21 protein-coding genes are annotated in these 22,393 nt (G+C 72.1%); 9 read left to right on the forward strand and 12 right to left on the reverse strand.

The genetic code is table 11. The features are described 5' to 3' along the window. Nucleotides 1-14 precede the first annotated feature (14 nt). Complete coding sequence (locus EUA93_RS16890) at nucleotides 15-704, reverse strand: hypothetical protein (protein ID WP_129401476.1); 690 nt, start codon at nucleotides 702-704, stop codon at nucleotides 15-17. A 39-nt stretch (nucleotides 705-743) separates the two neighbouring features. On the opposite strand from EUA93_RS16890, the gene EUA93_RS16895 reads away from it, so the two are divergent. Next, nucleotides 744-1,520 (forward strand): hypothetical protein, encoded by a 777-nt coding sequence (locus tag EUA93_RS16895; RefSeq protein ID WP_129401477.1) that lies wholly within the window; start codon nucleotides 744-746, stop codon nucleotides 1,518-1,520. Here the strand turns inward: EUA93_RS16895 and EUA93_RS16900 are convergent, their stop codons facing one another. Beyond that, nucleotides 1,521-1,916, reverse strand: a complete 396-nt coding sequence (locus EUA93_RS16900) for a VOC family protein (RefSeq protein ID WP_129401478.1) — start codon at nucleotides 1,914-1,916, stop codon at nucleotides 1,521-1,523. A 43-nt stretch (nucleotides 1,917-1,959) separates the two neighbouring features. Between EUA93_RS16900 and EUA93_RS16905 the strand changes: the two genes are divergently transcribed. Continuing rightward, entirely contained in the window at nucleotides 1,960-2,697 is a 738-nt protein-coding gene (locus tag EUA93_RS16905) for a VOC family protein (protein ID WP_129401479.1), read from the forward strand. A gap of 51 nt (nucleotides 2,698-2,748) precedes the next feature. Here EUA93_RS16905 and EUA93_RS16910 read toward each other — a convergent pair whose 3' ends face one another. From EUA93_RS16910 to pyrR, 3 genes are read right to left on the reverse strand one after another with little or no spacing between them, the layout of a single operon-like run. Then, complete coding sequence (locus EUA93_RS16910) at nucleotides 2,749-4,017, reverse strand: dihydroorotase (protein ID WP_129401480.1); 1,269 nt, start codon at nucleotides 4,015-4,017, stop codon at nucleotides 2,749-2,751. Continuing rightward, a complete protein-coding gene (locus tag EUA93_RS16915; protein WP_129401481.1) occupies nucleotides 4,017-4,943 on the reverse strand; it encodes an aspartate carbamoyltransferase catalytic subunit in 927 nt (308 codons plus the stop codon). The genes EUA93_RS16910 and EUA93_RS16915 overlap by 1 nt, the downstream gene beginning before the upstream one ends. Beyond that, the gene (gene pyrR, locus EUA93_RS16920) at nucleotides 4,940-5,509 is read right to left on the reverse strand and encodes a bifunctional pyr operon transcriptional regulator/uracil phosphoribosyltransferase PyrR (protein WP_129401482.1); all 570 of its coding nucleotides are present in this window, start codon (nucleotides 5,507-5,509) and stop codon (nucleotides 4,940-4,942) included. The genes EUA93_RS16915 and pyrR overlap by 4 nt, the downstream gene beginning before the upstream one ends. 150 nt (nucleotides 5,510-5,659) lie before the next feature. Here pyrR and EUA93_RS16925 point away from each other — a divergent pair, with 150 nt between their 5' ends. After that, nucleotides 5,660-6,235, forward strand: coding sequence for a class I SAM-dependent methyltransferase (locus tag EUA93_RS16925; RefSeq protein WP_165355204.1), 576 nt, complete (start codon nucleotides 5,660-5,662; stop codon nucleotides 6,233-6,235). Nucleotides 6,236-6,239: 4 nt separating this feature from the next. On the opposite strand, the gene EUA93_RS16930 is transcribed toward EUA93_RS16925, so the two are convergent. Next, nucleotides 6,240-7,520, reverse strand: a complete 1,281-nt coding sequence (locus EUA93_RS16930; RefSeq protein WP_129401484.1) for an acetyl-CoA C-acetyltransferase — start codon at nucleotides 7,518-7,520, stop codon at nucleotides 6,240-6,242. Nucleotides 7,521-7,650: 130 nt separating this feature from the next. On the opposite strand from EUA93_RS16930, the gene EUA93_RS16935 reads away from it, so the two are divergent. Continuing rightward, nucleotides 7,651-8,985, forward strand: coding sequence for a 3-oxoacyl-ACP reductase (locus EUA93_RS16935; RefSeq protein WP_129401485.1), 1,335 nt, complete (start codon nucleotides 7,651-7,653; stop codon nucleotides 8,983-8,985). Then, the gene (locus EUA93_RS16940) at nucleotides 8,985-9,866 is read left to right on the forward strand and encodes a MaoC/PaaZ C-terminal domain-containing protein (RefSeq protein WP_129401486.1); all 882 of its coding nucleotides are present in this window, start codon (nucleotides 8,985-8,987) and stop codon (nucleotides 9,864-9,866) included. Before EUA93_RS16935 ends, EUA93_RS16940 begins: the two co-directional genes overlap by 1 nt. Nucleotides 9,867-9,906: 40 nt before the next feature. On the opposite strand, the gene EUA93_RS16945 is transcribed toward EUA93_RS16940, so the two are convergent. Next, nucleotides 9,907-10,773, reverse strand: a complete 867-nt coding sequence (locus tag EUA93_RS16945; protein WP_129401487.1) for an acyl-CoA thioesterase — start codon at nucleotides 10,771-10,773, stop codon at nucleotides 9,907-9,909. Next, on the reverse strand, nucleotides 10,773-11,720 hold the full coding sequence (locus EUA93_RS16950; RefSeq protein ID WP_129401488.1) for a PAC2 family protein: 948 nt from the start codon (nucleotides 11,718-11,720) through the stop codon (nucleotides 10,773-10,775). The genes EUA93_RS16945 and EUA93_RS16950 overlap by 1 nt, the downstream gene beginning before the upstream one ends. A gap of 118 nt (nucleotides 11,721-11,838) precedes the next feature. Here EUA93_RS16950 and EUA93_RS16955 point away from each other — a divergent pair, with 118 nt between their 5' ends. Then, complete coding sequence (locus EUA93_RS16955) at nucleotides 11,839-13,059, forward strand: thiolase family protein (RefSeq protein ID WP_129401489.1); 1,221 nt, start codon at nucleotides 11,839-11,841, stop codon at nucleotides 13,057-13,059. Then, nucleotides 13,056-15,128, forward strand: a complete 2,073-nt coding sequence (locus EUA93_RS16960) for a 3-hydroxyacyl-CoA dehydrogenase NAD-binding domain-containing protein (RefSeq protein WP_129401490.1) — start codon at nucleotides 13,056-13,058, stop codon at nucleotides 15,126-15,128. Before EUA93_RS16955 ends, EUA93_RS16960 begins: the two co-directional genes overlap by 4 nt. 282 nt (nucleotides 15,129-15,410) lie before the next feature. On the opposite strand, the gene EUA93_RS16965 is transcribed toward EUA93_RS16960, so the two are convergent. Then, nucleotides 15,411-16,898 carry an amino acid permease gene (locus EUA93_RS16965; RefSeq protein ID WP_129401491.1) on the reverse strand — a complete coding sequence of 496 codons (1,488 nt, stop codon included), beginning with the start codon at nucleotides 16,896-16,898 and terminating at the stop codon, nucleotides 15,411-15,413. A 128-nt stretch (nucleotides 16,899-17,026) separates the two neighbouring features. On the opposite strand from EUA93_RS16965, the gene EUA93_RS16970 reads away from it, so the two are divergent. Continuing rightward, nucleotides 17,027-17,560 (forward strand): SigE family RNA polymerase sigma factor, encoded by a 534-nt coding sequence (locus EUA93_RS16970; RefSeq protein ID WP_129401492.1) that lies wholly within the window; start codon nucleotides 17,027-17,029, stop codon nucleotides 17,558-17,560. Continuing rightward, on the forward strand, nucleotides 17,557-18,624 hold the full coding sequence (locus EUA93_RS16975) for a WD40 repeat domain-containing protein (RefSeq protein WP_129401493.1): 1,068 nt from the start codon (nucleotides 17,557-17,559) through the stop codon (nucleotides 18,622-18,624). Before EUA93_RS16970 ends, EUA93_RS16975 begins: the two co-directional genes overlap by 4 nt. 27 nt (nucleotides 18,625-18,651) lie before the next feature. Here the strand turns inward: EUA93_RS16975 and dxs are convergent, their stop codons facing one another. From dxs to EUA93_RS22080, 3 genes are read right to left on the reverse strand one after another with little or no spacing between them, the layout of a single operon-like run. Then, the gene (gene dxs, locus EUA93_RS16980) at nucleotides 18,652-20,550 is read right to left on the reverse strand and encodes a 1-deoxy-D-xylulose-5-phosphate synthase (RefSeq protein ID WP_129401494.1); all 1,899 of its coding nucleotides are present in this window, start codon (nucleotides 20,548-20,550) and stop codon (nucleotides 18,652-18,654) included. Nucleotides 20,551-20,566: 16 nt separating this feature from the next. Then, nucleotides 20,567-21,505 (reverse strand): SMP-30/gluconolactonase/LRE family protein, encoded by a 939-nt coding sequence (locus tag EUA93_RS16985; protein WP_129401495.1) that lies wholly within the window; start codon nucleotides 21,503-21,505, stop codon nucleotides 20,567-20,569. Next, nucleotides 21,502-22,374 carry an NUDIX domain-containing protein gene (locus tag EUA93_RS22080; RefSeq protein ID WP_129401496.1) on the reverse strand — a complete coding sequence of 291 codons (873 nt, stop codon included), beginning with the start codon at nucleotides 22,372-22,374 and terminating at the stop codon, nucleotides 21,502-21,504. Before EUA93_RS22080 ends, EUA93_RS16985 begins: the two co-directional genes overlap by 4 nt. Nucleotides 22,375-22,393: the final 19 nt, after the last annotated feature.

A 22,393-nucleotide genomic window follows, 5' to 3' on the forward strand; every position in this document is an offset into this window, starting at 1 on the left:
TGGCGAGTCGACGCTCAACCACGACGCGTCACCGCCCGGAGACCGGCCCAGCCGAGGTAGACCCAGACCGCGCGCTGGACCAGGCTCAGCGCCGGCACCAGCGGGTGGTCGAAGGGCAGCGCGAACTGGGCGACGACGAGCGCGAGCACGAGTGCGGGCACCCACCACCGCAGCCCGCCCGAGACGGCGGCCCCGACGACCGCCACGAGCACTCCGAGCGCGACCAGCGCCATCGACCCGAGGACGTAGGGCACGAAGGCGTCGAGGTGGTCGTCGTACGCCGCGAAGAGCGCCCGCCCCTGCGCCTGGTCGACCACCGTGGGGTCGGCCGCCCACGCGAACGGCAGCGCCTCGGCGGTGATGACCAGCGCGAAGACGAGACCGCCGAGCAGGTGCAGCACGCAGCCGACCAGCGCCAGGACGACTCCGCGACCCGCGCCGAGGACGGCGAGGAAGACGGTCGCGGCGACGGTGCCGACGGCGTACGCCGGTCCGCCGAGGAGGACGTTCATCGGCCAGTACGCCGTCCGGATCGGCGCGATGTCGTCGAAGCGGATCTCGCCGTCGAAGGGCGGCTCCCACAGGGTGAAGGCCACCACGGCGACCTGCGAGAGCACGAGCAGCGCGAAGGTCACCCGGGCCGCCGGCACCAGGCTGCGGTCGGGTGCCCGGACGGGGCGTGGTGGGGCAGCGGTCGTCGTCATGGCGACCACGCTGGCCGAAGCCCCGCTTCCGGGGGATCCGTGCCACCACGCAACCTGCAGGTTTCCGCCGAGGACGCGCAGGGCAGCATGGCCGACATGTACTCCATGACGCCCGTCCTGTCCCGTGCCGCTGCGAGCCTCGCCGGCGCCCTCGCCGTCTCCGTCACCGCAGGGGCCGCCCTCGTCGCCGTGTCCGCCCCGGCCCACGCCGACACCGTCGTCATGGACTGCGCCGGCGGCCCCGTGACCATCCCGTCCACGCTCGACGACGTCACGCTCACCGGGACCTGCACCGACGTCCGCATCGACGCCTCCAACATCACGGTCGTCCTCCCCGCCGCGACGTCCCTCACGGTGACCGGCGGCAACCTCGAGGTCACCGCCACCGGCGCGATCGGCGTGGTGGACGTCAAGGGCGGCAACAACACCGTGCGCGCCGTCGAGGCCGGCGCCCTCCAGGTCTCGGGTGGCAACAACGAGGCGATCCTGAGCGGGACCGTCGGCTACGCCGAGGTCCGGGGCGGCAACAACAGCGTCAAGGCCAGCACGTTCGCCGAGCTGCAGCTCCGCGGCGGCAACCACGAGGGCACTGCCACGACCATCGGCACCGTCGTCATCAAGGGCAGCAACGCCACGGTCAAGGCGTCCAAGGGCGTCAAGGTCCAGGCGCGCGGCGCCAACAACACCCTGCGCTTCACCAAGCTGCGGGTGCTCACGATCGTCGGGGCCAACAACACCGCGACCGTGAAGAAGGGCACCACGAAGGTGAGCATCAAGGGCGCGAACAACCGCGTCCGCGTCAACAAGCGCGCCTGATCAGGCCACGAACACGCAGAAGACGTGGCCCTCGGGGCTGGCGTAGGCGCGCAGGGGCTCGTCCGGGTCGTCGGTCCGGTCGAACCGCAGCTCGCCGCCCAGCGCCAGCACCCGCTCGTGCGTGGCGTCGAGCGCCTCCCGCGTCGGCACCGTCGTGTCGAGGTGCGAGACCGACGGGTGCCCGGGCTCCGGCCACCTGCTCTCGGGCAGCGAGGCAACCTCCTGGATCGCCAGGCACCGCCGGCCGTCGGCGCGGGTCAGCACCAGCCAGTCCGACGTACCGGTCTCGTCGCCCGGGCGGTAGACGAGCCCGAGCAGCTCGCGCCAGAACTCGGCCTCGCGCCTCACGTCGACCGCGTCGAGGACGGTGTGCAGCAGCTGCGGGACCTCGCTCACCCTGCGACTGTACGACGACCCGGTCCCGCGCCATGATCACCTCATGACAGCGCCGACGGGCTGGACCCAGGTCTTCCTCGACACCCCGGCCGACCGGTTCGAGGACGCTGTCTCGTTCTGGTCGGCGGTCACCGGGTGGCGGCCCTCGAAGCGGCGCGGCGAGGCCGGCCAGTTCCTCACGCTGCTGCCGCCGGCGGGGCCGGCGTACGTCAGGATGCAGGCCGTGCCGGGCGCGGCTGGTCTCCACCTCGACCTCGACCACGCCGACCGGCCATCGGCCGTCGGGCACGCGCGGAGCCTCGGCGCATCGACCGCGTGGGTCGACGACGACGTCGAGGTGATGCGCTCCCCCGGCGGCTTCGCGTTCTGCCAGACGCTGCTGGACGTGGACCCCGGGACGGGCCTGGTCCGCGACGGCTCCACGATCCTCGACCAGGTCTGCCTCGACGTCCCGCAGGTGCACTGGGAGCGCGAGGTCGCCTTCTGGCGCGACCTGACCGGGCGCGAGCTGCAGGAGGCGACGGCTCCCGGCTTCGTCCGGCTCGTCGCTCCCGGCCAGGTGCGGATCCTGCTCCAGCGGCTCGACGAGACCGACGGCGCCGTGCGCGCCCACCCCGACCTCGCGACCGCCGACCGCGAGTCCGACACGACGTCGCACGTGGGGCTGGGGGCCGAGGTCGTCTCTGTCAACGCGTTCTGGACCGTCCTGGCCGCACCCGGCGGTCAGGTCTACTGCCTCACCGACCGCGACCCGATGACCGGGGTCGTCGCGCCTCGCTGAAGTTCCACGTGCTCGCGTGGAAGTCCATTGCGGCCTGAGCGTGACCGGACGTCAGGCCAGGACGCCGTCGCGGACCGTCACCCGGCCGCCGTAGACCGTGTGCACGACGCGGGCGCCCAGCTCGCGACCGTGCCACGGGTTGTTGCGCGACAGCGAGGCGGAGGCCTCCCGGTCGACCGTGACGGTGGCGTCCGGGTCGACCAGCACGACGTGGGCCGGCGATCCCGTTGCGAGCGCCTGCCCCTGGTCGGGGAGACCGGCGATCCGGGCCGGCGTCACCGACATGACACGCGCGACGTCGGTCCAGGAGAGGTCCGGCATGGCGGTGCGGACGACGCCCAGCGCGGTCTCGAGGCCCAGCATCCCGAAGGCGGCGTCGACGAACGCGTGCTCCTTGTCGTGGCGCGCGTGCGGGGCGTGGTCGGTCGCGACGGCGTCGATCGTGCCGTCGGCCAGCGCGACCCGGAGGGCCTCGACGTCCTCCTGCGGGCGCAGCGGCGGGTTGACCTTGTAGGTCGGGTCGTAGCCAGCCAGCAGGTCGGTCGTCAGCAGCAGGTGGTGGGGCGTCACCTCGGCGGTGACGTCGATGCCCTGCGCCTTCGCCCAGCGCACGACCTCCACCGAGCCGGCCGTCGAGACGTGGGCGACGTGCACGCGCGAGCCGGTGTGGCGGGCGAGCATCACGTCGCGGGCGACGATGACCTCCTCCGCGATGCCCGGCCAGCCGGGCAGCCCGAGGCGCCCGGACAGCTCGCCCTCGTGGCAGCACGCCGCCGGACCGGCGAGTGCCGGGTCCTGGGAGTGCTGGGAGACGACGCCCCCGAAGGCCTTGACGTACTCCAGCGCGCGGCGCATGACGCGCGCGTCGTGGACGCACCTGCCGTCGTCGGAGAAGACCCTCACCCCGGCGCGCGAGCGGTGCATGAGCCCGAGCTCGGCGAGCTCCTCGCCGCCGAGCCCGCGCGTCACGGCGCCGACCGGCTGCACGTGCACGAGGCCGGCCTCACGGCCGAGCTCCCAGACGCGCGTCGCGGCCTCGGCCGTGTCGGTCACCGGGGAGGTGTTGGCCATCGCGAGCACCGCGGTGTAGCCGCCGAGCGCCGCTGCCTGCGACCCGGTGAGGATCGTCTCGGCGTCCTCGCGGCCGGGCTCGCGCAGGTGCGTGTGCAGGTCGACCAGCCCGGGCAGCGCGACCAGGCCGTCGGCGTCGATCGTCTCGGCCCCGGCCGGGGCGGAGTCGACGAGGACCCCGGCGTCGTCGACGTACAGGTCGGCGGTGGTCTCGCCGAGCAGCGAGGCGCCCTTGATCACGAGCGACATCAGAGTTCCTCCCCTGCGAGCAGGTGGTAGAGCACGGCCATCCGGATCGCGAGGCCGCTGGAGACCTGCTCCAGCACGACCGACTGGGCCGCGTCGGCGGCGTCGGCGGCGATCTCGAGTCCGCGGTTCATCGGTCCGGGGTGGCAGATCGGCACGTCCGGCTTGAGCAGCGCGAGGCGGTTGCGGGTGAGGCCGTAGCCGACCGTGTACTCCCGCTCGCTCGGGAAGTAGGCACCCGACATCCGCTCGCGCTGCACGCGCAGCATCATCACGGCGTCCGCGGTGGGCAGGACCGCGTCGATGTCGTACGACGTCTCGAACCCCGCCGCGGCCGACCACGCGCCGACGCCGCTGGGCATCAGCGTCGGCGGTGCCACGACGGTGACGCGAGCACCGAGGCGGGTCAGGCACTGGATGTTGGAGCGGAACACCCGGCTGTGGGTGAGGTCGCCGATGATCGCGACGTGCCGGCCCTCGAGCGAGCCGAGGCGGCGCTGGAGCGTGTAGGCGTCGAGGAGCGCCTGCGTCGGGTGCTCGTGCATCCCGTCGCCGGCGTTGACCACCGCGGCGTCGACCCACTCGCTGACCTGGACGGCCGCCCCGCTGGCCGGGTGGCGGATCACGAGGCCGTCGACGCCCATCGCGCAGACGGTGAGGACCGTGTCACGCAGGCTCTCGCCCTTGGACGTGCTCGACCCCTTGGCGCTGACGTTGATCACGTCGGCCGAGAGCCACTTGCCGGCGATCTCGAACGAGGACCGCGTGCGGGTGGAGTCCTCGAAGAACATGTTGACGACCGTGCGACCGCGCAGCGCCGGCAGCTTCTTGACCTCGCGGGACTGCACGTCGTGCATGTCGGCGGCGGTCTCGAAGAGCTGGTGGATCTCGTCGGTGCTGAGGTCGTCGATGGAGAGCAGGTGCTTCACGAGATCGTCACCTCGTCGCTGCCGTCGACCTCGCTGAGCCGGACGCTGACCCGCTCGGCCAGGGCGCTCGGGAGGTTCTTGCCGACGTGGTCGGCGCGGATCGGGAGCTCGCGGTGGCCGCGGTCGACCAGCACGGCGAGGCGTACGGCGCTCGGGCGGCCCAGGTCGGCGAGCGCGTCGAGCGCCGCCCGGATGGTGCGCCCGGAGAAGAGCACGTCGTCGACCAGGACCACGACCTTCTTGTCGATGCCGCCGGGCGGGAGCGCGGTCTTGTGCGCGCGCCGGGTGGGCTGCGAGCGCAGGTCGTCGCGGTACATCGTCACGTCGAGCTCGCCGACCGCGACGGGCGCGCCCTCCACGGCGGTGATCCGCTCGGCGATACGCCGCGCGAGGGGCACGCCGCGGGTGTGCAGGCCGAGCAGCACGAGGTCCGTGGCGCCCTTGTTGCGCTCGAGCAGCTCGTGCGAGATCCGGGTCAGCGCCCGGGAGATGTCACGGGCGTCGAGGACGGTGCGGTCCGCCCTCACGCTGTCGGTGCCGGGGTCGGCTTCTTCGGGGGCAGGCATCTGCGCGCCGGACCTCCTTCTCCGCCTCACGGGACGGCTCGTTAAAGGATGTCGATCGGGGCCGACCCTAGCAGTGGGGCGACGGCGGGGTGGACCGGAGTAGCGTCGGTGGGGATCGGTACTTTCCGGTCCGCAGGTCAGGAACTCCACATGGGCATCGGCTACTCCGTCGCATATCGCGCACACCACACCCCGTGGGAGAAGGCCGGCCGGCAGGGCCAGCCCTTCCTCGAGCTCCTCCTCGACCGTGAGGAGGCAGAACGGCCCGACCGCACCCGACGAGCCCTTGACCTCGGCTGCGGGCGCGGCGCCCACACGGCACTGCTCGTGGAGCGTGGGTGGGACGCCATCGGCGTCGACAACGTGCGCCAGGCCGTCGACGTGGCGGTGCGGCGCAACGGGCTCGACGACGCCCGGTTCGTGGTCGGCGACGTGCGCCACCTCGTCCACTCGGGCGTCGGCACGGGGTTCGACCTGTTCCTCGACGTGGGGTGCTTCCAGGGCCTCGACCGGGACGACCGGGCCCTGGTGGCCGACAACGTCACCGCCCTCGCCGCGCCCGGCGCCACCGTGCTGCTGCAGACCGGCGGGGCCGGGGCCTGGCCGGGACGGACCACGCAGACCGGCATCGACGACGTGAAGCGGGCCTACCCGGGCTGGAGCGTGCACGCGGTCGCGGACGCGCGGTCCGGCGCAGGGACGTGGTTCCGCCTCACCCGCGGCTGAGCGCTCAGCGCTCGAGGATCGCGACCACGCCCTGGCCCCCGGCGGCGCAGATGGAGATGAGCGCGCGCCCCTGACCCCTCTGCGCGAGCAGCTTGGCGGCGACCGGCACGATCCGGCCACCGGTGGCGGCGAAGGGGTGGGCGGCTGCGAGCGAGGAGCCGTTGACGTTGAGCTTGTCGCGATCGATCTCGCCGAGCGGGGCGTCGAGGCCGAGGCGCTCCTTGCAGAACACCGGGTCCTCCCAGGCCGCGAGCGTGGAGAGGACCTGCGAGGCGAAGGCCTCGTGGATCTCGTAGTAGTCGAAGTCCTGGAGGGTCAGGCCGTTGCGCGCCAGCATCCGCGGGACGGCGTACGCCGGAGCCATCAGCAGGCCCTCGTGGCCGTTGACGTAGTCGACCGCGGACGTCTCGGCGTCGACGAGGTGCGCGAGCACGGGCAGCCCGCGCTCCTCGGCCCACTCGTCGCTCGAGAGCAGCACGGAGGAGGCGCCGTCGGACAGCGGGGTGCTGTTGCCCGCGGTCATCGTCGCGGCGGAACCCTTGCCGAAGACGGGCTTGAGGGTGGCGAGCTTCTCGACCGAGGAGTCCGGGCGCATGTTGTTGTCGCGCTCCACACCGCGGAACGGCGTGACCAGGTCGTCGTGGAAGCCCTCGTCCCAGGACCGCGCGAGGTTGTGGTGCGAACGGGCGGCCAGCTCGTCCTGCGCCTCCCGGGTGATGCGCCAGTCGAGCGCGGTCAGCGCGGCGTGCTCCCCCATCGACATCCGGGTGCGGGGCTCGCCGTTCTGCGGGATGTCGAGGCCGATGTCACCCGGCCGGATGGACCCGAGGGCCTTGAGGCGGCTCGCGGTGTCCTTGGCGGCATTGACCCGCATCAGTTTCTTGCGGAGCCGGTCGCTGACGGCGACCGGCGCGTCGGAGGTGGTGTCGGTGCCACCCGCGACCCCGGCGTCGATCACGCCGAGCGCGATCTTGTTGGCGACCTGGATCGCCGCCTGGAGCCCGGTCCCGCACGCCTGCTGGATGTCGGTCGCCGGCGTCTCGGCCGCGAGCTTCGAGCCCAGGACCGACTCGCGGGTCAGGTTGAAGTCGCGTGAGTGCTTGAGCACCGCACCGGCCACGACCTCGCCGAGGCGCTCGCCGCGCAGGTCGAAGCGGTCGACCAGTCCGTCGATCGCGGCGGTGAGCATCTCCTGGTTGGAGACGCCCGCGTAGACGGTGTTGGAGCGCGCGAAGGGGATGCGGTTGCCGCCGACGACTGCGACGGGGCGGGTGGTGGGCTGCATGTTCCTATCCTTGCCTGTGGAGGGCTCCCGGCCAACGGTGTGAGGGGCTCGTCACGAAGAATGGACTCAGAGTGTAAACCTGAGTTACATAGTCACGTCCATCCGAGCACCCGACAAGGACCTGCCACCCATGAGCGACCGCTACCAGGGCTTCGTGTCCTCCCCGATCGGCCGGCTGTTCGTCAAGAACCTCGGCCTCCCCGACCCCACCCCCCTCGAGCGCTGGACCGGTGGCGACGCGCTCGTCGACGGCCTCGTGCTGCTCGGCGGCGCAGGTCGGCTCACCGAGGTCCTGCCCACGACCCTCGACGGACTCGGCATCGCCTCCGCGCCCGGGCTCGACGACGGCGCCCGCGCCAAGGCGCTCGTCTTCGACGCCACCGGCATCACCGACCCGTCCGGACTGGTCGCGCTCCAGGAGTTCTTCACGCCCCTCATGCGGCGCCTCGAGACCTGCCCCCGCGTCGTCGTGCTGGGCACGCCGCCGGAGACGACCACCGGTGCCGAGCGGATCGCCCAGCGCGCGCTCGAGGGCTTCACCCGCTCGCTCGGCAAGGAGATCGGTCGGGGCGGCACCGTGCAGCTGGTGTACGTCGCTCCTGCCGCCGACGGCGCGATCGCCTCGACGCTCGCCTTCCTGCTCTCCCCCAAGTCGGCCTACGTCTCGGGCCAGGTCGTGCGGATCGGCGCCCACGGGTCCGCGTCGACCGACCAGGTCGACGACTGGTCGCAGCCGCTCGCCGGCAAGGTCGCCCTGGTGACCGGCGCCAGCCGCGGCATCGGCGCGGAGATCGCCCGCGTCCTGCACCGCGACGGAGCGAAGGTCGTCGGCGTCGACGTGCCCCAGGCCGCCAGCGAGCTGACGGACCTGATGGCCGAGCTCGACGGCGACCACCTCGTCCTCGACATCACCCACCAGGACGCCCCGCAGCGCATCGCCCACCACCTGCGCGAGCACCACGGCGGCGTCGACGTCGTCGTGCACAACGCCGGCATCACCCGCGACAAGAAGCTCGCCAACATGGCCGAGGACCGCTGGAGCACCGTGATCGCGGTCAACCTCACGGCTCCCGAGCTGATCAGCCGCGAGCTGCTCGACGCCGGCGTGGTCAACGACGGCGGTCGCATCATCGGCGTCGCCTCGATCGCCGGCATCGCGGGCAACGTCGGCCAGACCAACTACGCGACCTCCAAGGCCGGCGTCATCGGCCTGGTCGAGAGCCTGCGCGACGAGCTCGACCGCGGCATCACCGTCAACGCCGTCGCCCCCGGCTTCATCATCACGCAGATGACCGCGGCCGTGCCGTTCGCGACCCGGGAGGTCGGCCAGCGGCTCAACGCGATGTCCCAGGGCGGCCTGCCGGTCGACGTCGCCGAGACCATCGCCTGGTTCGCCGGCACCGGCTCGGGCGCGGTCAACGGCAACGTGGTGCGCGTGTGCGGCCAGATGATGCTGGGCGCCTGATGGCCGACCCCAAGCCCCTGACCGGCGAGCCCGGCGGCCTGTCGACCCTCGTGAGGGCCGCGCTGCCCGTCGTGCCCGGCGTGAACCGGCTCCCGGGCGTGCGGAAGGCCCCGGCCCGCGACTTCAGCGGCCTGGCCTACTCCCGCGAGGACGTCGTCGTCGAGCGCGCCCGCGTGGACGCGTACGCTGGTGTGTGCGGCTTCCCGCGCAAGGACGTCGTACCGGTGACGTATCCACACCTGCTCGCCTTCCCGCTGCACATGGCGATCATGGGCGACCCGGCGTTCCCCTACCCCGCCATCGGGATGGTCCACGTCGAGAACACCATCACCTCCCACCGCGCGATCGGGATCGGCGAGCGGCTCGACGTCACCACGTCGGTCGGCGAGCCCCGCCCGCACGCGCGAGGCGTGCTCCTCGACTTCGTCACGAGTGTCTCGGCCGACGACGGGACGGCGTGGGAGTCCACCTCGACCTACCTCCGACGCGGGCGCACGATCGACGGCGACCCGTCCGCCGGCCTCGAGGTCCTCGACCCGCCGACCGGCGGCGTGCAGTGGCGGCTGCCCGCCGACCTCGGCCGGACCTATGCGTCCGTGTCGGGGGACGCCAACCCGATCCACCTCTACCCCCTGACCGCGAAGGCCCTCGGCTTCGAGCGCCAGATCGCGCACGGGATGTGGACGCTCGCGCGCTCCGTGGCCGCGATCGAGAACCGGCTGCCCGGGGCTGTGACCGTCGAGGTCGCCTTCAAGAAGCCGGTCTTCCTCCCGGGCACGGTCTCCTACGCCTCACGCCGGGACGACTCCGGCTGGACCTTCGCGATGACCAGCCCGAAGGACGGCTCGCCGCACCTGCTGGGTCGTACGACGCCGGCCTGAGCTCGCGCGCCGGTCCGGGTCCCTGCCCCGCCGGGCCCGTCTACGCGCGGCCGTCGTGGCGACGGATCAGGCCCTCCTGGGCCACCGTCGCGACGAGCTCGCCCGACTGCGTGAACACGCGCGCCAGTGCGAGGCCGCGCGCGCCACCGGCGAACGGCGAGAACTGGTCGTAGAGCCACCACTCGTCGGCCCGGAACGGCTTGTGGAACCAGATCGTGTGGTCGAGCGAGGCGGGCTGCAGCTTCGGGGACCCGATCGTGATCCCGTGCGGCACGAGGGCGGCGCCGAGCAGGGTCAGGTCGCTGGCATAGGTGAAGGCGGCCGCCTGCACGGTCGGGTCGTCGGACAGCTCGCCGGCCACCCGGATCCAGATCCGCGCCCGGGCGGGCCGCTCGGGGTCCTCCGCGATGCCCATCCCGGTGACGCCGACGTGGCGCACGTCGAGCGCCGCCCACTCGCGCACCCAGTCGTCGGCCGCGTCGGCACCCTGACGTCGTACGAGGTCGGCGAGCGGGATCCCGTGCTCGGGGCCGGGCACCTCGGGCATGCCGTCCTGGTGCTCGAAGCCGTCCTCGGGCACCTGGAAGTTGGCCGTCATGTAGTAGATCGGCCTGCCGTGCTGGCGCGCGGAGACCCGCCGGGTCACGAACGAGCGGCCGTCGCGGATCCGCTCGACGTCGTAGACGATCGGGACCGTCGTGTCACCCGGGCGCAGGAAGTAGGAGTGGAGCGAGTGCATCGCAAAGGCGGGGTCGACGCTGCGACAGGCGGCGACCGCGGCCTGCGCCGCGACCTGGCCGCCGAAGACGCGCTGGCGCTCGGTGCGGGCCTGCTTGCCGCGGTAGAGGTCCACCTCGAGGCGCTCGAGGTCGAGCAGGTCGACGAGCTCCTCGGCACTGCCCGCCATCAGCGCTCCTCCCAGCCGCCGGCGTCGTCGCCGTCGTTCTTCGACTGGTCGTCGAGGTCGGCGAGGAAGGCCTCGAAGGCGTTGCCGATCTCCTCGCCCGTCGGCAGCTGCTCGTCGCCGGCCAGCAGGGACGAGCCGGCGGCCTCGGCCTCGCGGAAGGAGTCGTACTGCTGCTCGAGGCCGCGCACCACGTCGCCGACCTCGTCGTGGGAGGAGAGGTAGCGGTCGACCTCGGTCTCGGTGATCTCCGCGGCCTCGCGGAGGTCACCCAGGTCGATCGTGAGCCGGCCGCCGATCTCGAGGTGCTCGAGCAGGACGAGGGCGGCCTGGGGGTACTCCATCTGCGCGAGGTAGTGCGGGATGTGCGCCACGAAGCCGAGCGCGTCGATGCCCCACTCGCCGAGCCGGATCTCCAGCAGCGCCTGCGCGCTCGCCGGCACGCGCAGCTCGCCCTGCCACGGGCTCTCCCCGGGGACGAGCTCGGGGCGGTTCGCGTGCGGGGTGATCGCGATCGGCCGGGTGTGCGGCACGGCCATCGGGACGGCACCCATGCCCACCACGCGCGAGACGCCGAAGTGCTCGACGACCTCGCGGACCGCGCGCGCGAAGGCCTCCCAGCGGATGTCGGGCTCCGGGCCGGTCAGCAGCAGGAAGGGCGTGCCGCCGGTGTCGCGCAGGGCCCGCACGACCAGGCGCGGCGCCTCGTAGTCGACGTAGTGGTCGCGGATGAAGGTCATCGGCGGGCGGCGGGCGCGGTAGTCGTGGAGCGCGTCGACGTCGAAGGTCGCGACCACCTTGCCCTCGGAGAGGTCCGCGAGGTGCGAGGCGGCGAGCTCGGCTGACTTGCCCGCGTCGAGGAATCCGGTGAGCACGCAGACCATCGTGAGGTCACCGGCGTCGGCCAGCACCTCGGCGTCGTCGACGATGTGCACGAGTCTGTCGGCCATGGAGGCAGCCTAGGGGTTGGGCCCGCGTGACCGGGCACACACCCACCCCGGTGGTCAGGCCTTGTTACTGATGGGTAGCCTGAGCCCGCCCTGTCACCCGAGAGCCTGGGAGTACACCGTGCCCCGTCCACAGCGTGAGGTCGTCTTCGTCGACGGCGTGCGCACCCCGTTCGGCAAGGCCAAGGGCCAGTACGCCGAGACGCGCGCCGACGACCTCGTCATCAAGGCCATCCGCGAGCTGATGCGCCGCAACCCGTCGCTCCCGCCGGAGCGGGTCGACGAGGTCGCCATCGCCGCCACCACCCAGATCGGCGACCAGGGCCTGACCCTCGGTCGCACCGCCGCGCTCCTCGCGGGCCTCCCGCAGAGCGTCCCCGGCTACTCCATCGACCGCATGTGTGCCGGCGCCATGACCGCGGTGACCAGCACCGCGTCGGGCATCGCCTTCGGTGCCTACGACGTCGCCATCGCCGGCGGCGTCGAGCACATGGGCCGGCACCCGATGGGCGAGGGGGTCGACCCCAACCCGCGGATCCTCTCCGAGCGCATCGTCAACCCGGACGCCCTGGTGATGGGCAAGACCGCGGAGAACCTCCACGACCGCTACCCCACGATCACCAGGCAGCGCGTGGACGCGTACGCCGTCCGCAGCCAGCAGAAGACCAAGGCGGCCTACGACGCCGGCAAGATCCAGCCCGACCTGGTGCCGGTCGCGACCCGCTCCGCCGAGGCCGGCTGGGGCCTGGCCACGCTCGACGAGCCGATGCGCCCCGAGACGACCCTGGAGTCGCTCGCCGGGCTCAAGACGCCGTTCCGCTCGCACGGCAACGTCACCGCCGGCAACGCCGCCGGCATCAACGACGGCGCCACTGCCGCGCTGCTCGCCGACGAGGAGACCGCGCGCGAGCTCGGCCTGCCGGTGAAGATGCGGCTGGTGACCTACTCCTTCGTCGGTGTCGAGCCCGAGGTGATGGGCGCCGGCCCGATCCCGGCCACCGAGAAGGCGCTCCGCCTGGCCGGACTGAGCATCGACGACATCCAGGCCTTCGAGGTCAACGAGGCGTTCGCCGTGCAGGTGCTCGCCTTCCTCGAGCACTTCGGCATCGCCGACGACGACGAGCGGGTGAACCCCTACGGCGGCGCGATCGCGATGGGCCACCCCCTCGCGTCGTCCGGCGTACGCCTGATGAACCAGCTGGCACGCCAGTTCGAGGAGCGTCCCGAGGTCCGCTACGGGCTCACGACCATGTGCATCGGCATCGGCATGGGCGGCACCGTGATCTGGGAGAACCCGCACTGGAACGGCACGACCTCCGAGTCGACGGGAGACGACAAGTGACTGACATCTTCGAGCGGGCGCGGGGCATCGTCTCCGACGCCGAGCGGGTCACGCAGGCGCACCTGCGCAAGGTGAGCCTCCCGGGCGTGACCTTCGGCCTGATCAGCCTCGACAACGGCGAGGACCACACGAAGCCCAACACGTTCGGCCCGGGCTCGCTGCTGGCGCTCGACGAGGCGATCGACACCGCGCTGGCCGACGACACCATCGACGCCCTCGCGGTGACCGGCAAGCCGTTCATCCTCGCCGCGGGCGCCGACCTCACCTCGATCCAGGGCGGCGGCCCCGACGCCGTCCGCATCGTCGGCGAGCTCGGCCACGCGACCTTCCGCAAGCTGCAGGACGGCGGCAAGACGTCGTTCGGCCTGATCAACGGCCTCGCCCTCGGCGGCGGCCTGGAGGTCGCCCTGCACTGCACCTACCGCACCGTCATGGACTCCGCGCCGGCCCTCGGCCTGCCCGAGGTCATGCTCGGCCTGGTGCCCGGATGGGGCGGCGCCTACCTCGTGCCGAACCTCGTCGGCGCCGACAAGGCGGTCACGCTGATCCTCGAGAACCCGCTCAACCAGGGCAAGACGCTCGGCGGGCAGGCGGCGTACGACTTCGGGCTGGCCGACGCGGTCTTCAACGGCGCCGACTTCCTCGAGCAGTCACTTCTGTGGGCGGCCTCCGTCGTGCGCGGCGAGGTCGTCGTGGAACGGCCCGAGGTCGACCGGGGCGAGGCCTGGGACGCCGCCGTCTCGCGGGCCCGAAGCATCGTGGCCGCGAAGACCGGTGGTGCCTCTCCGGCCGCTGCGAGGGCGGTCGAGCTCATCGCCGCCGCACGCGACTCCGACCGCGACGCCGGCTTCGCGGCCGAGGACGACGCCCTCGAGGCGATGTCGCAGACCGCCGAGCTGCTCGCCTCGCTCTACTCGTTCGACCTGGTGCAGAAGCGCGCCAAGCGACCGGCGGGCGCGCCCGACAAGTCGCTCGCTCGGCCGGTGACCAAGGTGGGCATCGTGGGTGCCGGCCTGATGGCCAGCCAGCTGGCGCTGCTCTTCGTACGCCGCCTCGAGGTGCCCGTCGTGCTCACCGACCTCGACCAGGAGCGGGCCGACAAGGGTGTGGGCTACGTCCACGCCGAGATCGACAAGCTGCTCGCCAAGGGTCGGATCAGCCAGGACAAGGCCAACCGGCACAAGGCGCTGGTCTCCGGCGAGACCGACAAGCAGGTCGCGTTCGGCGACGCCGACTTCGTGATCGAGGCAGTCTTCGAGGAGATGTCGGTCAAGAAGACGGTCTTCGCCGACGTGGAGAAGGTGGTCTCGCCCGAGTGCGTGCTCGCGACCAACACCTCGTCGCTGTCGATCACCGAGATGGCGTCCGACCTCGCGCACCCGGAGCGGGTCGTCGGCTTCCACTTCTTCAACCCGGTCGCGGTCATGCCGCTGCTGGAGATCGTGAAGGGCGAGACCACCGACGACGCCACACTGGCGACGGCGTTCGCCACCGGCAGGACGCTGAAGAAGACCACGATCCTGGTCAACGACAGCCCGTCCTTCATCGTCAACCGGCTGCTGGGTCGCTTCATGAGCGAGGTCGGCCGGATCGTCGACGAGGGCACGCCGGTCTCGGTGGCCGATGGTGCGTTCGCCGGGATCGCGCCGATGCCGCCGTTCGTCCTGCTCTCGCTGGTCGGTCCGGCCATCGCGCTGCACAACAACGAGACGCTGAAGGGCGCGTTCCCCGACCGCTTCTACGTCTCCCCCGCCCTCGAGCGGATCGTCGCGGCCCGCAAGCCGGCCTACTACGGCCCGGACGGCCAGCTCGACCCGTCGGTGGAGGAGCTGCTCGAGAAGCCGGACTCCCCCGTGGTGCTGACCGCCGAGGAGGTGCGCGAGAAGACGCTCGCCGGGCTCGCCGAGGAGGCGCGCCTGATGCTCGACGAGGGGGTCGTGGCCGCGCCGCAGGACATCGACCTGGCGATGATCACCGGCGCCGGGTTCTCGTTCTGGAACGGGGGCCTGACCTTCATGCTCGACGTGAAGGGCATCTCCGAGAAGGCGACGGGCCGGCGCTTCCACTGACCGTTCTCTATTGGTTGCGCCGTTGGGCGGTGAGTGAGCCACATTCGGAGCGTCCCGAATGTGGTTGTGGCACCGCCCTTCGGCGTGGCGGCGTACGACACACCCGTGGGCGGTGAGTGAGCCACATTCCGAGCGTCCCGAATGTGGCTGTGGCACCGCCCCTCGGCGTGGCGGCGTACGACACACCCGTGGGCGGTGAGTGAGCCACATTCCGAATGTCCCGAATGTGGCTCACGCACCGCCCGCCGCACCACCCGGCGCACCACCCGGGCTCGGAGGGCCTCAGTCGCGCCGGGAGTAGTCCTTCGCCGGCTCGCCGGCGCCCTGGCCGACACGGCTGTGGCGGTAGCCGTACCCGAAGTAGATCGCGAAGCCGAGGGCCATCCAGACGAGGAACCGCAGCCAGGTCTCGGCGGTGAGGTTGAGCATCAGGAAGACGCAGATCGCGGCGGAGAGCCACGGCAGCCACGGCGAGAACGGCACCCGGAAGGACCGCTCGAGGTCGGGGCGGTTCTTGCGAAGGATCGGCACGGCGATGGAGACGAGGGCGAACGCCGACAGCGTCCCGATGTTGACCATCTCCTCCAGCTTGCCGATCGGGGTGAGCGACGCGACCAGCGCGACGACCAGCCCGATGGCGAGCGTGATCCGGACGGGCGTGCCGGTCTTCGGGCTCACGTGGGCGAACGCCGTCGGCATCAGGCCGTCGCGGCTCATCGCGAAGAAGACGCGCACCGCACCGATCATCAGCGTCATGACCACGGTCGTGAGGCCTGCGACGGCTCCCGCGGAGATGAGCGTCGCGTAGCCGTCCTTGCCCTGGTCGATGAAGGCGGTGGCCAGCGCGGCGTCGGGGTTGATGTCGTCGTACTTGACCATGCCCGTGATCACCAGGGCGACCGCGACGTAGAGGATCGTGCAGACGACCAGCGAGCCGATGATGCCGCGCGGCAGGTCCTTCTGCGGGTTGCGGGCCTCCTCGGCGGTGGTCGCGACGACGTCGAAGCCGATGTAGGCGAAGAAGACGAGCGAGGCGGCGAACAGGATGCCCGCGACGCCGTAGACGCCCGGTGCGCCGAACACCGTCTGGATCAGCGGGGTGTGCAGCCAGCCCTCGCCGGTCGTGCCGGGTGCGCTCGCCGGGACGAACGGCTTGTAGTTGTCGGTGTCGATGAACTGGATGCCCATCACGATCACGAAGAGCACGATGAAGAGCTTGAGCGCGACGAGCACGAGGTTGACCCGGAGCGACTCCTTGATCCCGAAGGCGACGAGCGCGGTCAGGATCACGACCAGGAGGAACGCCGGCAGGTCGAAGGTGTCGCCGTAGCCGAGGCTCTCGGGCCAGCCGAGCCCGATCTCGCCGAGGAACGTCTCGAAGTACGACGACCAGCCCTGCGCCACGACCGACGCGCCGAGCATCAGCTCGAGGATCAGGTCCCAGCCGATGATCCAGGCGATCATCTCGCCGAGGGTGGCGTAGGAGAAGGTGTACGCCGACCCGGACACCGGCACGGTCGAGGCGAACTCGGCGTAGCAGAGGGCGGCGAGGCCGCAGCAGATCGCGGCGACGATGAACGAGAAGACGACGCCGGGCCCGGCGTAGGCCTGGGCCACGCGGCCGGTCAGCGTGAAGATCCCGGCGCCGATGATGACGCCGATGCCGAAGACGGTGAGGTCGAGGGCGGTGAGGCTCTTCTTCAGCTTGAACTCGGGGTCTTCGGTGTCGGCCATCGAGAGCTCGATGGACTTGGTGCGCCAGATGCTCATCCCAGCAACGTAGACCCGCGACGTGCCGCTCGTCACTCTGGCCACGCGTGTTGCGAGATCGGGCGAACCATCGCGGGTGGTGGGATCGTCGGTAGTGGTGACCCGCTCCCGAGAAGTCAGGACCACCGATGCCACGACGCGATCCGGCGGCCTTCGCCGAGTTCGTCGCCGCCCGTTCGGCGCCGCTGCACCGCACGGCCTACCTCCTGGTCGGCGACCGCGGCCTCGCCCAGGACCTCCTCCAGGAGGCGCTGACCAAGACGTACGTCGCCTGGCCGCGGCTGCGCGACCCGGGCAGGGCCGAGGCCTACACCCGCAAGGCGATCACCACGACCGCCATCTCGTGGTACCGCCGCCGCAGCTGGGGCGAACGCCCCACCGACACCGTGCCGGAGAGCGTCACCGGCGGCCACGCTGACCACGTCGCGACCCGCGACCTGCTGTGGCAGGCGCTCCAGTCCCTGCCGCCGCGCCAGCGCGCCGTGATCGTGCTGCGCTACTACGAGGACCTCACCGAGGCCCAGACCGCCGCGGTGCTCGACTGCGCCGTCGGCACCGTCAAGAGCCAGGCCCACGCCGCGCTCCGCAAGCTCCGTGACGACCTGGGAGTGCACGGCGACGCCGACCTGCTCCCCCTGCACCTGATGGAGGCGACCCGATGACCGGGCTCCTGACCGACCTCATGCACGACCGCGCCGACGAGCTCGACGCACCCACCGTCGACCTGCTCGCCATCGCCCGTGAGGGCGAGCGGCGCGTGCGTCGTCGTCGTACGGCCATTGTCGGCGGCGTGGCCGCGGCGTCGGTCGCCGCGGTGCTCGCCGGGGCGGCCGCCCTCGGCCGTACGCCGTCCGACACCACCGTCGCGGACGGCACCACGGCCTCGCCGCAGGCCCTCGCATGGGTCACGGGGAGCACGCTGCACCGCGCGGACGGCTCGTCGGTCGACCTCGGCACGCACGTCCGCGCGTGGGTCTGGGTCGGGGACGCGATCGCCTTCACCGACGCCGCGCACCAGGTGCGGGTGTGGTCCGCCGGCACGTCGGAGGTCGTCGGCCGCACCTCCGCCCCCGAGGCCGACGACCCCGAGATCGTCAGCGACGGGAGCTTCGTGGCCTGGGCCGACGCCGACGGGCGGGTGGTGCGCTACGACACGGCGACGGGCTCGACCGAGCGCGCACCCCGGCTGCCCGGCGCGGCTGCGCGCGTCACCGCGGTCGACGGCGCGCTGGTGTACGTCGCCGACTCCGCAGGCGCGTACTCATGGCAGCCGTCTGCTCCCGACGGCTACGAGAGGATCAGTGACGACCTCGGTGACGTCGTGCTCGACGCGGAGTCCGGCACGGTCGTCTCGCGCGGGGCGGACCGCACCCTCCGCATCTCGCGGGCCGGGTCCACGGTCGAGGCGACGGTCGACGACTTCGCCGACCTCTCCCCCGACGGCAGGACGCTGGCGGTCGAGGCCGACGACGAGGGCCGGCTGCTCGACGCCGCGACCGCCGAGTCCGAGCCGTTCGACCACGGCCACGAGTGGGCCGTCGGCTACGACTGGCTCGACGCGACGACCGTCGCCGTGCTGGCCTTCGACCAGCTCGACACCGCCGGCGAGCAGGCGTCGCTCCTGACCTGCGACGCCGTGGCGGGCACCTGCGACGGTCCCGGCATCCCGATCGAGGGGCCGGTCGGTGCGTTCCAGCTGCCGATCGGGGTGCACTTCACGTCGTGAGCGCGACCGTCGTCGGAGGGCGGTGCGTCAGGCGGAGTGGTCGACCAGCGACAGCCCGCGGTCGAGGGCAGTGACGTCCTCGACGATGGCGCGGGCGAGGGTCTGGGCGTCGAGGCCGATGCGGGCCAGGATCGCGTCGCGCTTGGCGTGGTCGAGGAACTCCTGCGGGATGCCGTGCAGCCGGAACGGCGTCCGGACCCCGGCGTCGTTGAGCGTCTGCAGCAGGACCGCGCCGCAGCCCCCGACGCGACCGTTGTCCTCGACGCTGACCACCAGCCGGTGCTCGGCAGCCAGGGCCACGACGGCCGGGTCGACCGGCTTCACCCAGCGCGGGTCGACGACCGTGACGCCGATGCCCTGGTCGGTGAGCCGCGAGGCGACCTCGACCGCGGTGGTGGCCATGGAGCCCACGGCGACGAGGAGCACGTCCTGCTCGCCCTCGCGGACCAGCACGTCGGCCCGGCCGACGCGGTCGATCGCAGGGACGTCCGCCGGGGGCGGTCCCTTGGGGAACCGCACCACGGTCGGGGCGTCGTCGACCTGCACGGCCTCGTCGAGGAGCTCGCGGAGCCGCGTGACGTCGCGTGGCGCGGCGAGCTGCAGGCCCGGCACCACCTGCAGGATCGACATGTCCCACATGCCGTTGTGGCTGGCTCCGTCGTCGCCGGTGACGCCTGAGCGGTCGAGGACGAAGGTCACGCCGCAGCGGTGGAGCGCGACGTCCATCAGGACCTGGTCGAAGGCGCGGTTGAGGAAGGTCGCGTAGACCGCGAAGACCGGGTGCAGCCCACCCATCGCCAGCCCGGCGGCGGACGTCACGGCGTGCTGCTCGGCGATGCCGACGTCGAAGGTGCGCGCGGGGTACTTCTGGGCGAAGGCGTCGAGACCGACCGGGTGCATCATCGCCGCGGTGATCGCGACGACGTCGTCGCGTCGCTCGCCGACCTCGAGGATCGCCTCGGAGAAGTGGTCGGTCCAGATCTTGCCCTTGGGCTTCTCGGCACCGGTCTGCACGTCGAAGGGACCGGGCGCGTGGAACTGGTCGGCCTCGTGGCGCAGGGCGGGGTCGTAGCCCTGGCCCTTGCGGGTGATCGCGTGGACGATGACGGGTCCGTCGAAGCGCTTGGCGTTGGCCAGCGCCTGCTCCATCGCGGCCCGGTCGTGGCCGTCGACGGGGCCGACGTACTTCAGGCCGAGGTCCTCGAACAGGCCCTGCGGGGCGAGGGCGTCCTTCATGCCCTTCTTGACCGCGTGGAGCGCGTCGTAGGCCGCGTGCCCGACGCCGGGGACGGCGTTGAGGCGCTTCTTGACCAGGTCGAGGACCTGCTCGTAGCGCGGGTTGGTGCGCAGCGAGGTCAGCGCGGTGGCGAGGCCGCCGATCGTCGGGGTGTAGGAGCGCTCGTTGTCGTTGACGACGATCACGAGGCGGCTGTCCTTCGCGATCGCGATGTTGTTGAGCGCCTCCCAGGCCATGCCGCCGGTCAGCGCGCCGTCACCGATCACCGCGACGACGTGCCGGTCCTCGCCGCGGATCGCGTAGGCCTTGGCCAGCCCGTCGGCGTACGACAGCGACGTGGAGGCGTGCGAGTTCTCCACGATGTCGTGCTCGGACTCGGCCTGGCTGGGGTAGCCGCTGACGCCGCCCTCCTTGCGGAGCGTGCCGAAGTCGGCGTGGCGCCCCGTGACGAGCTTGTGGACGTAGGACTGGTGCCCGGTGTCGAAGACGACCCGGTCGCGCGGGGACTCGAAGACGCGGTGGATGGCGAGGGTCAGCTCGACGACGCCGAGGTTGGGCCCGAGGTGCCCGGAGTTGGTCGCGACGGTGCGGATCATCAGGTCGCGGATCTCGGCGGCCAGCTCGTCCAGCTGGTCGGCCGAGAGTCCGCGGAGGTCGCTCGGCGACGCGATCGAGTCGAGGAGTGCCATAACGCCCGAGTCTATTTCATGACAGGTCGAGGACGGCCACCGCCGGCTCGTGGAGGCTGCCCATCCACACCCGGCCGTCGTGCTCACGGACACCGGTGACCATGTGGTAGCCCGGCCCCCGCTCGGGCTGGGGCAGGTCGAGGTCGTGCACCAGCCGGCCGTCGTCGTCGTACGCCTGCACGCGGATCGTCACCTTCGGCTTCGGCTGGAGCGCCTCGGGGATCCTGGTGACCGCGCGCCGCAGCACCATCGGCGCGGACCCGAGCCGCTCGACGAGCGGGTCGACGGGACTGGCGATGGTCACCCAGATGAGGCCGTCGCTCCCCCGGCTGATGTTGTCGGGATAGCCCGGCAGGTCGGTGACGAGGTGGTCGCGCTCGCCGGCCCGCGGGCCGGCGAGCCAGAGGCGTACGACGGTGCGCCCGCGGCACTCGGCCACGGCGACGTAGGACTCGTCGGCGGCCAGCGCGACCCCGTTGGAGAACCGGAGCCCGTCCATCACCACGGTCACGGTCCCGTCGGGATCGCGGCGGACGAGCCGCCCGGTGCGGGTGTCACGGACGAAGTCGTCCTTCCACTCGAGGACGCCGTGGTGGAGGGAGGAGTCGCTGAACCAGATGGTGCCGTCGACCGCGACCGCCGCGTTGTTGCAGAACCTCATCGGCGTGCCGCCGATCTCGCCGACGAGCACCTCCACCGCGCCCGACCCGACAGACACCTTCAGCACGCCCCGCCGGGCGTCGCAGACGAGGAGGTCGCCGTCGTCCAGCAGCTCGACGCCGAGCGGGCGACCGCCGGTGTCGGCGACCCGGCGGGTGCTGCCGGTCGCGGGGTCGAGCGCCCAGATCGCACCGTCCTCGGTGCCGGTGTAGACGGTGCCGTCGGGCCCGACGACGACGTCCTCGGCACCGGGGCCGGGGACGGGGTGCACGGTGAGGCTGCCGGTGTGGTTCATGGCGCCATGCTGGCGTAGAGATCGCTGCGGAGGAAGGCCGGGACGATGGCCTCGCCGCCCTTGGTCAACGTCAGCTCGCCGACGGTGGACGGGTCGACGAAGACGATCTGGCGGCCCTCGCGGCAGTCGATGTCCTCGTCGGTGAGGTCGACCGCGGCGGCGTAGACCCACATCCGGTCCCACGTGCCGTAGGACGCACGGTGGTCGGTGGCGAAGGCGCCGACGTCGTGCAGGTCGCCCGGCTCGAGCCGTACGCCGGTCTCCTCCGCGAGCTCGCGCAGCGCACCGGCGCGCGGCTCCTCGCCGGGCTCGAGATGGCCGCCGGAGAGACCCCAGCAGTCCGGGTCGATCCGCGGGTTCGAGTCGCGCTCCTGGAGCAGGATCCAACCCCGGCGGTCGACGAGCACGACCCCGGCGAAGCCGCGCGCGTCCGGCGGCGGGACCGGCGCGTGGTCGGCCGCCCAGGCGCGCACGGCGTCGAGCGCGATCGCCGTCGAGTCGACGAGGGGCAGTCCGCCGACGGTCTCCGGGTCGACGAAGACGATCTGCCGGCCCTCGTGGCAGTCGACGTCGTCGTCGCCGAGCTCGGTCGGGGCCACGAAGACGTGGTAGCGGAAGCGCCCGTGTGGGCTGACGACCTCGAGCTCACCGAGGTCGTCGACCTCGTCCACCACGATGCCGGTCTCCTCGACCAGCTCGCGCACGGCTGCGTCGCGCGCGGTCTCCCCCGGCTCGACCCCGCCGCCCGGGAAGCACCACATGTCCGGCCAGACCGGCGCGTGCTCGTCACGCTCCTGCATCAGCAGCCACCCGCGCGGATCGACGAGGGTCAGGCAGACGTAGTCGGTGCGGACGGTGGGGTCGACCATCCCGCGACCCTAGCCACGG

The organism is Nocardioides oleivorans (genome assembly GCF_004137255.1).
Lineage (GTDB): Bacteria > Actinomycetota > Actinomycetes > Propionibacteriales > Nocardioidaceae > Nocardioides > Nocardioides oleivorans.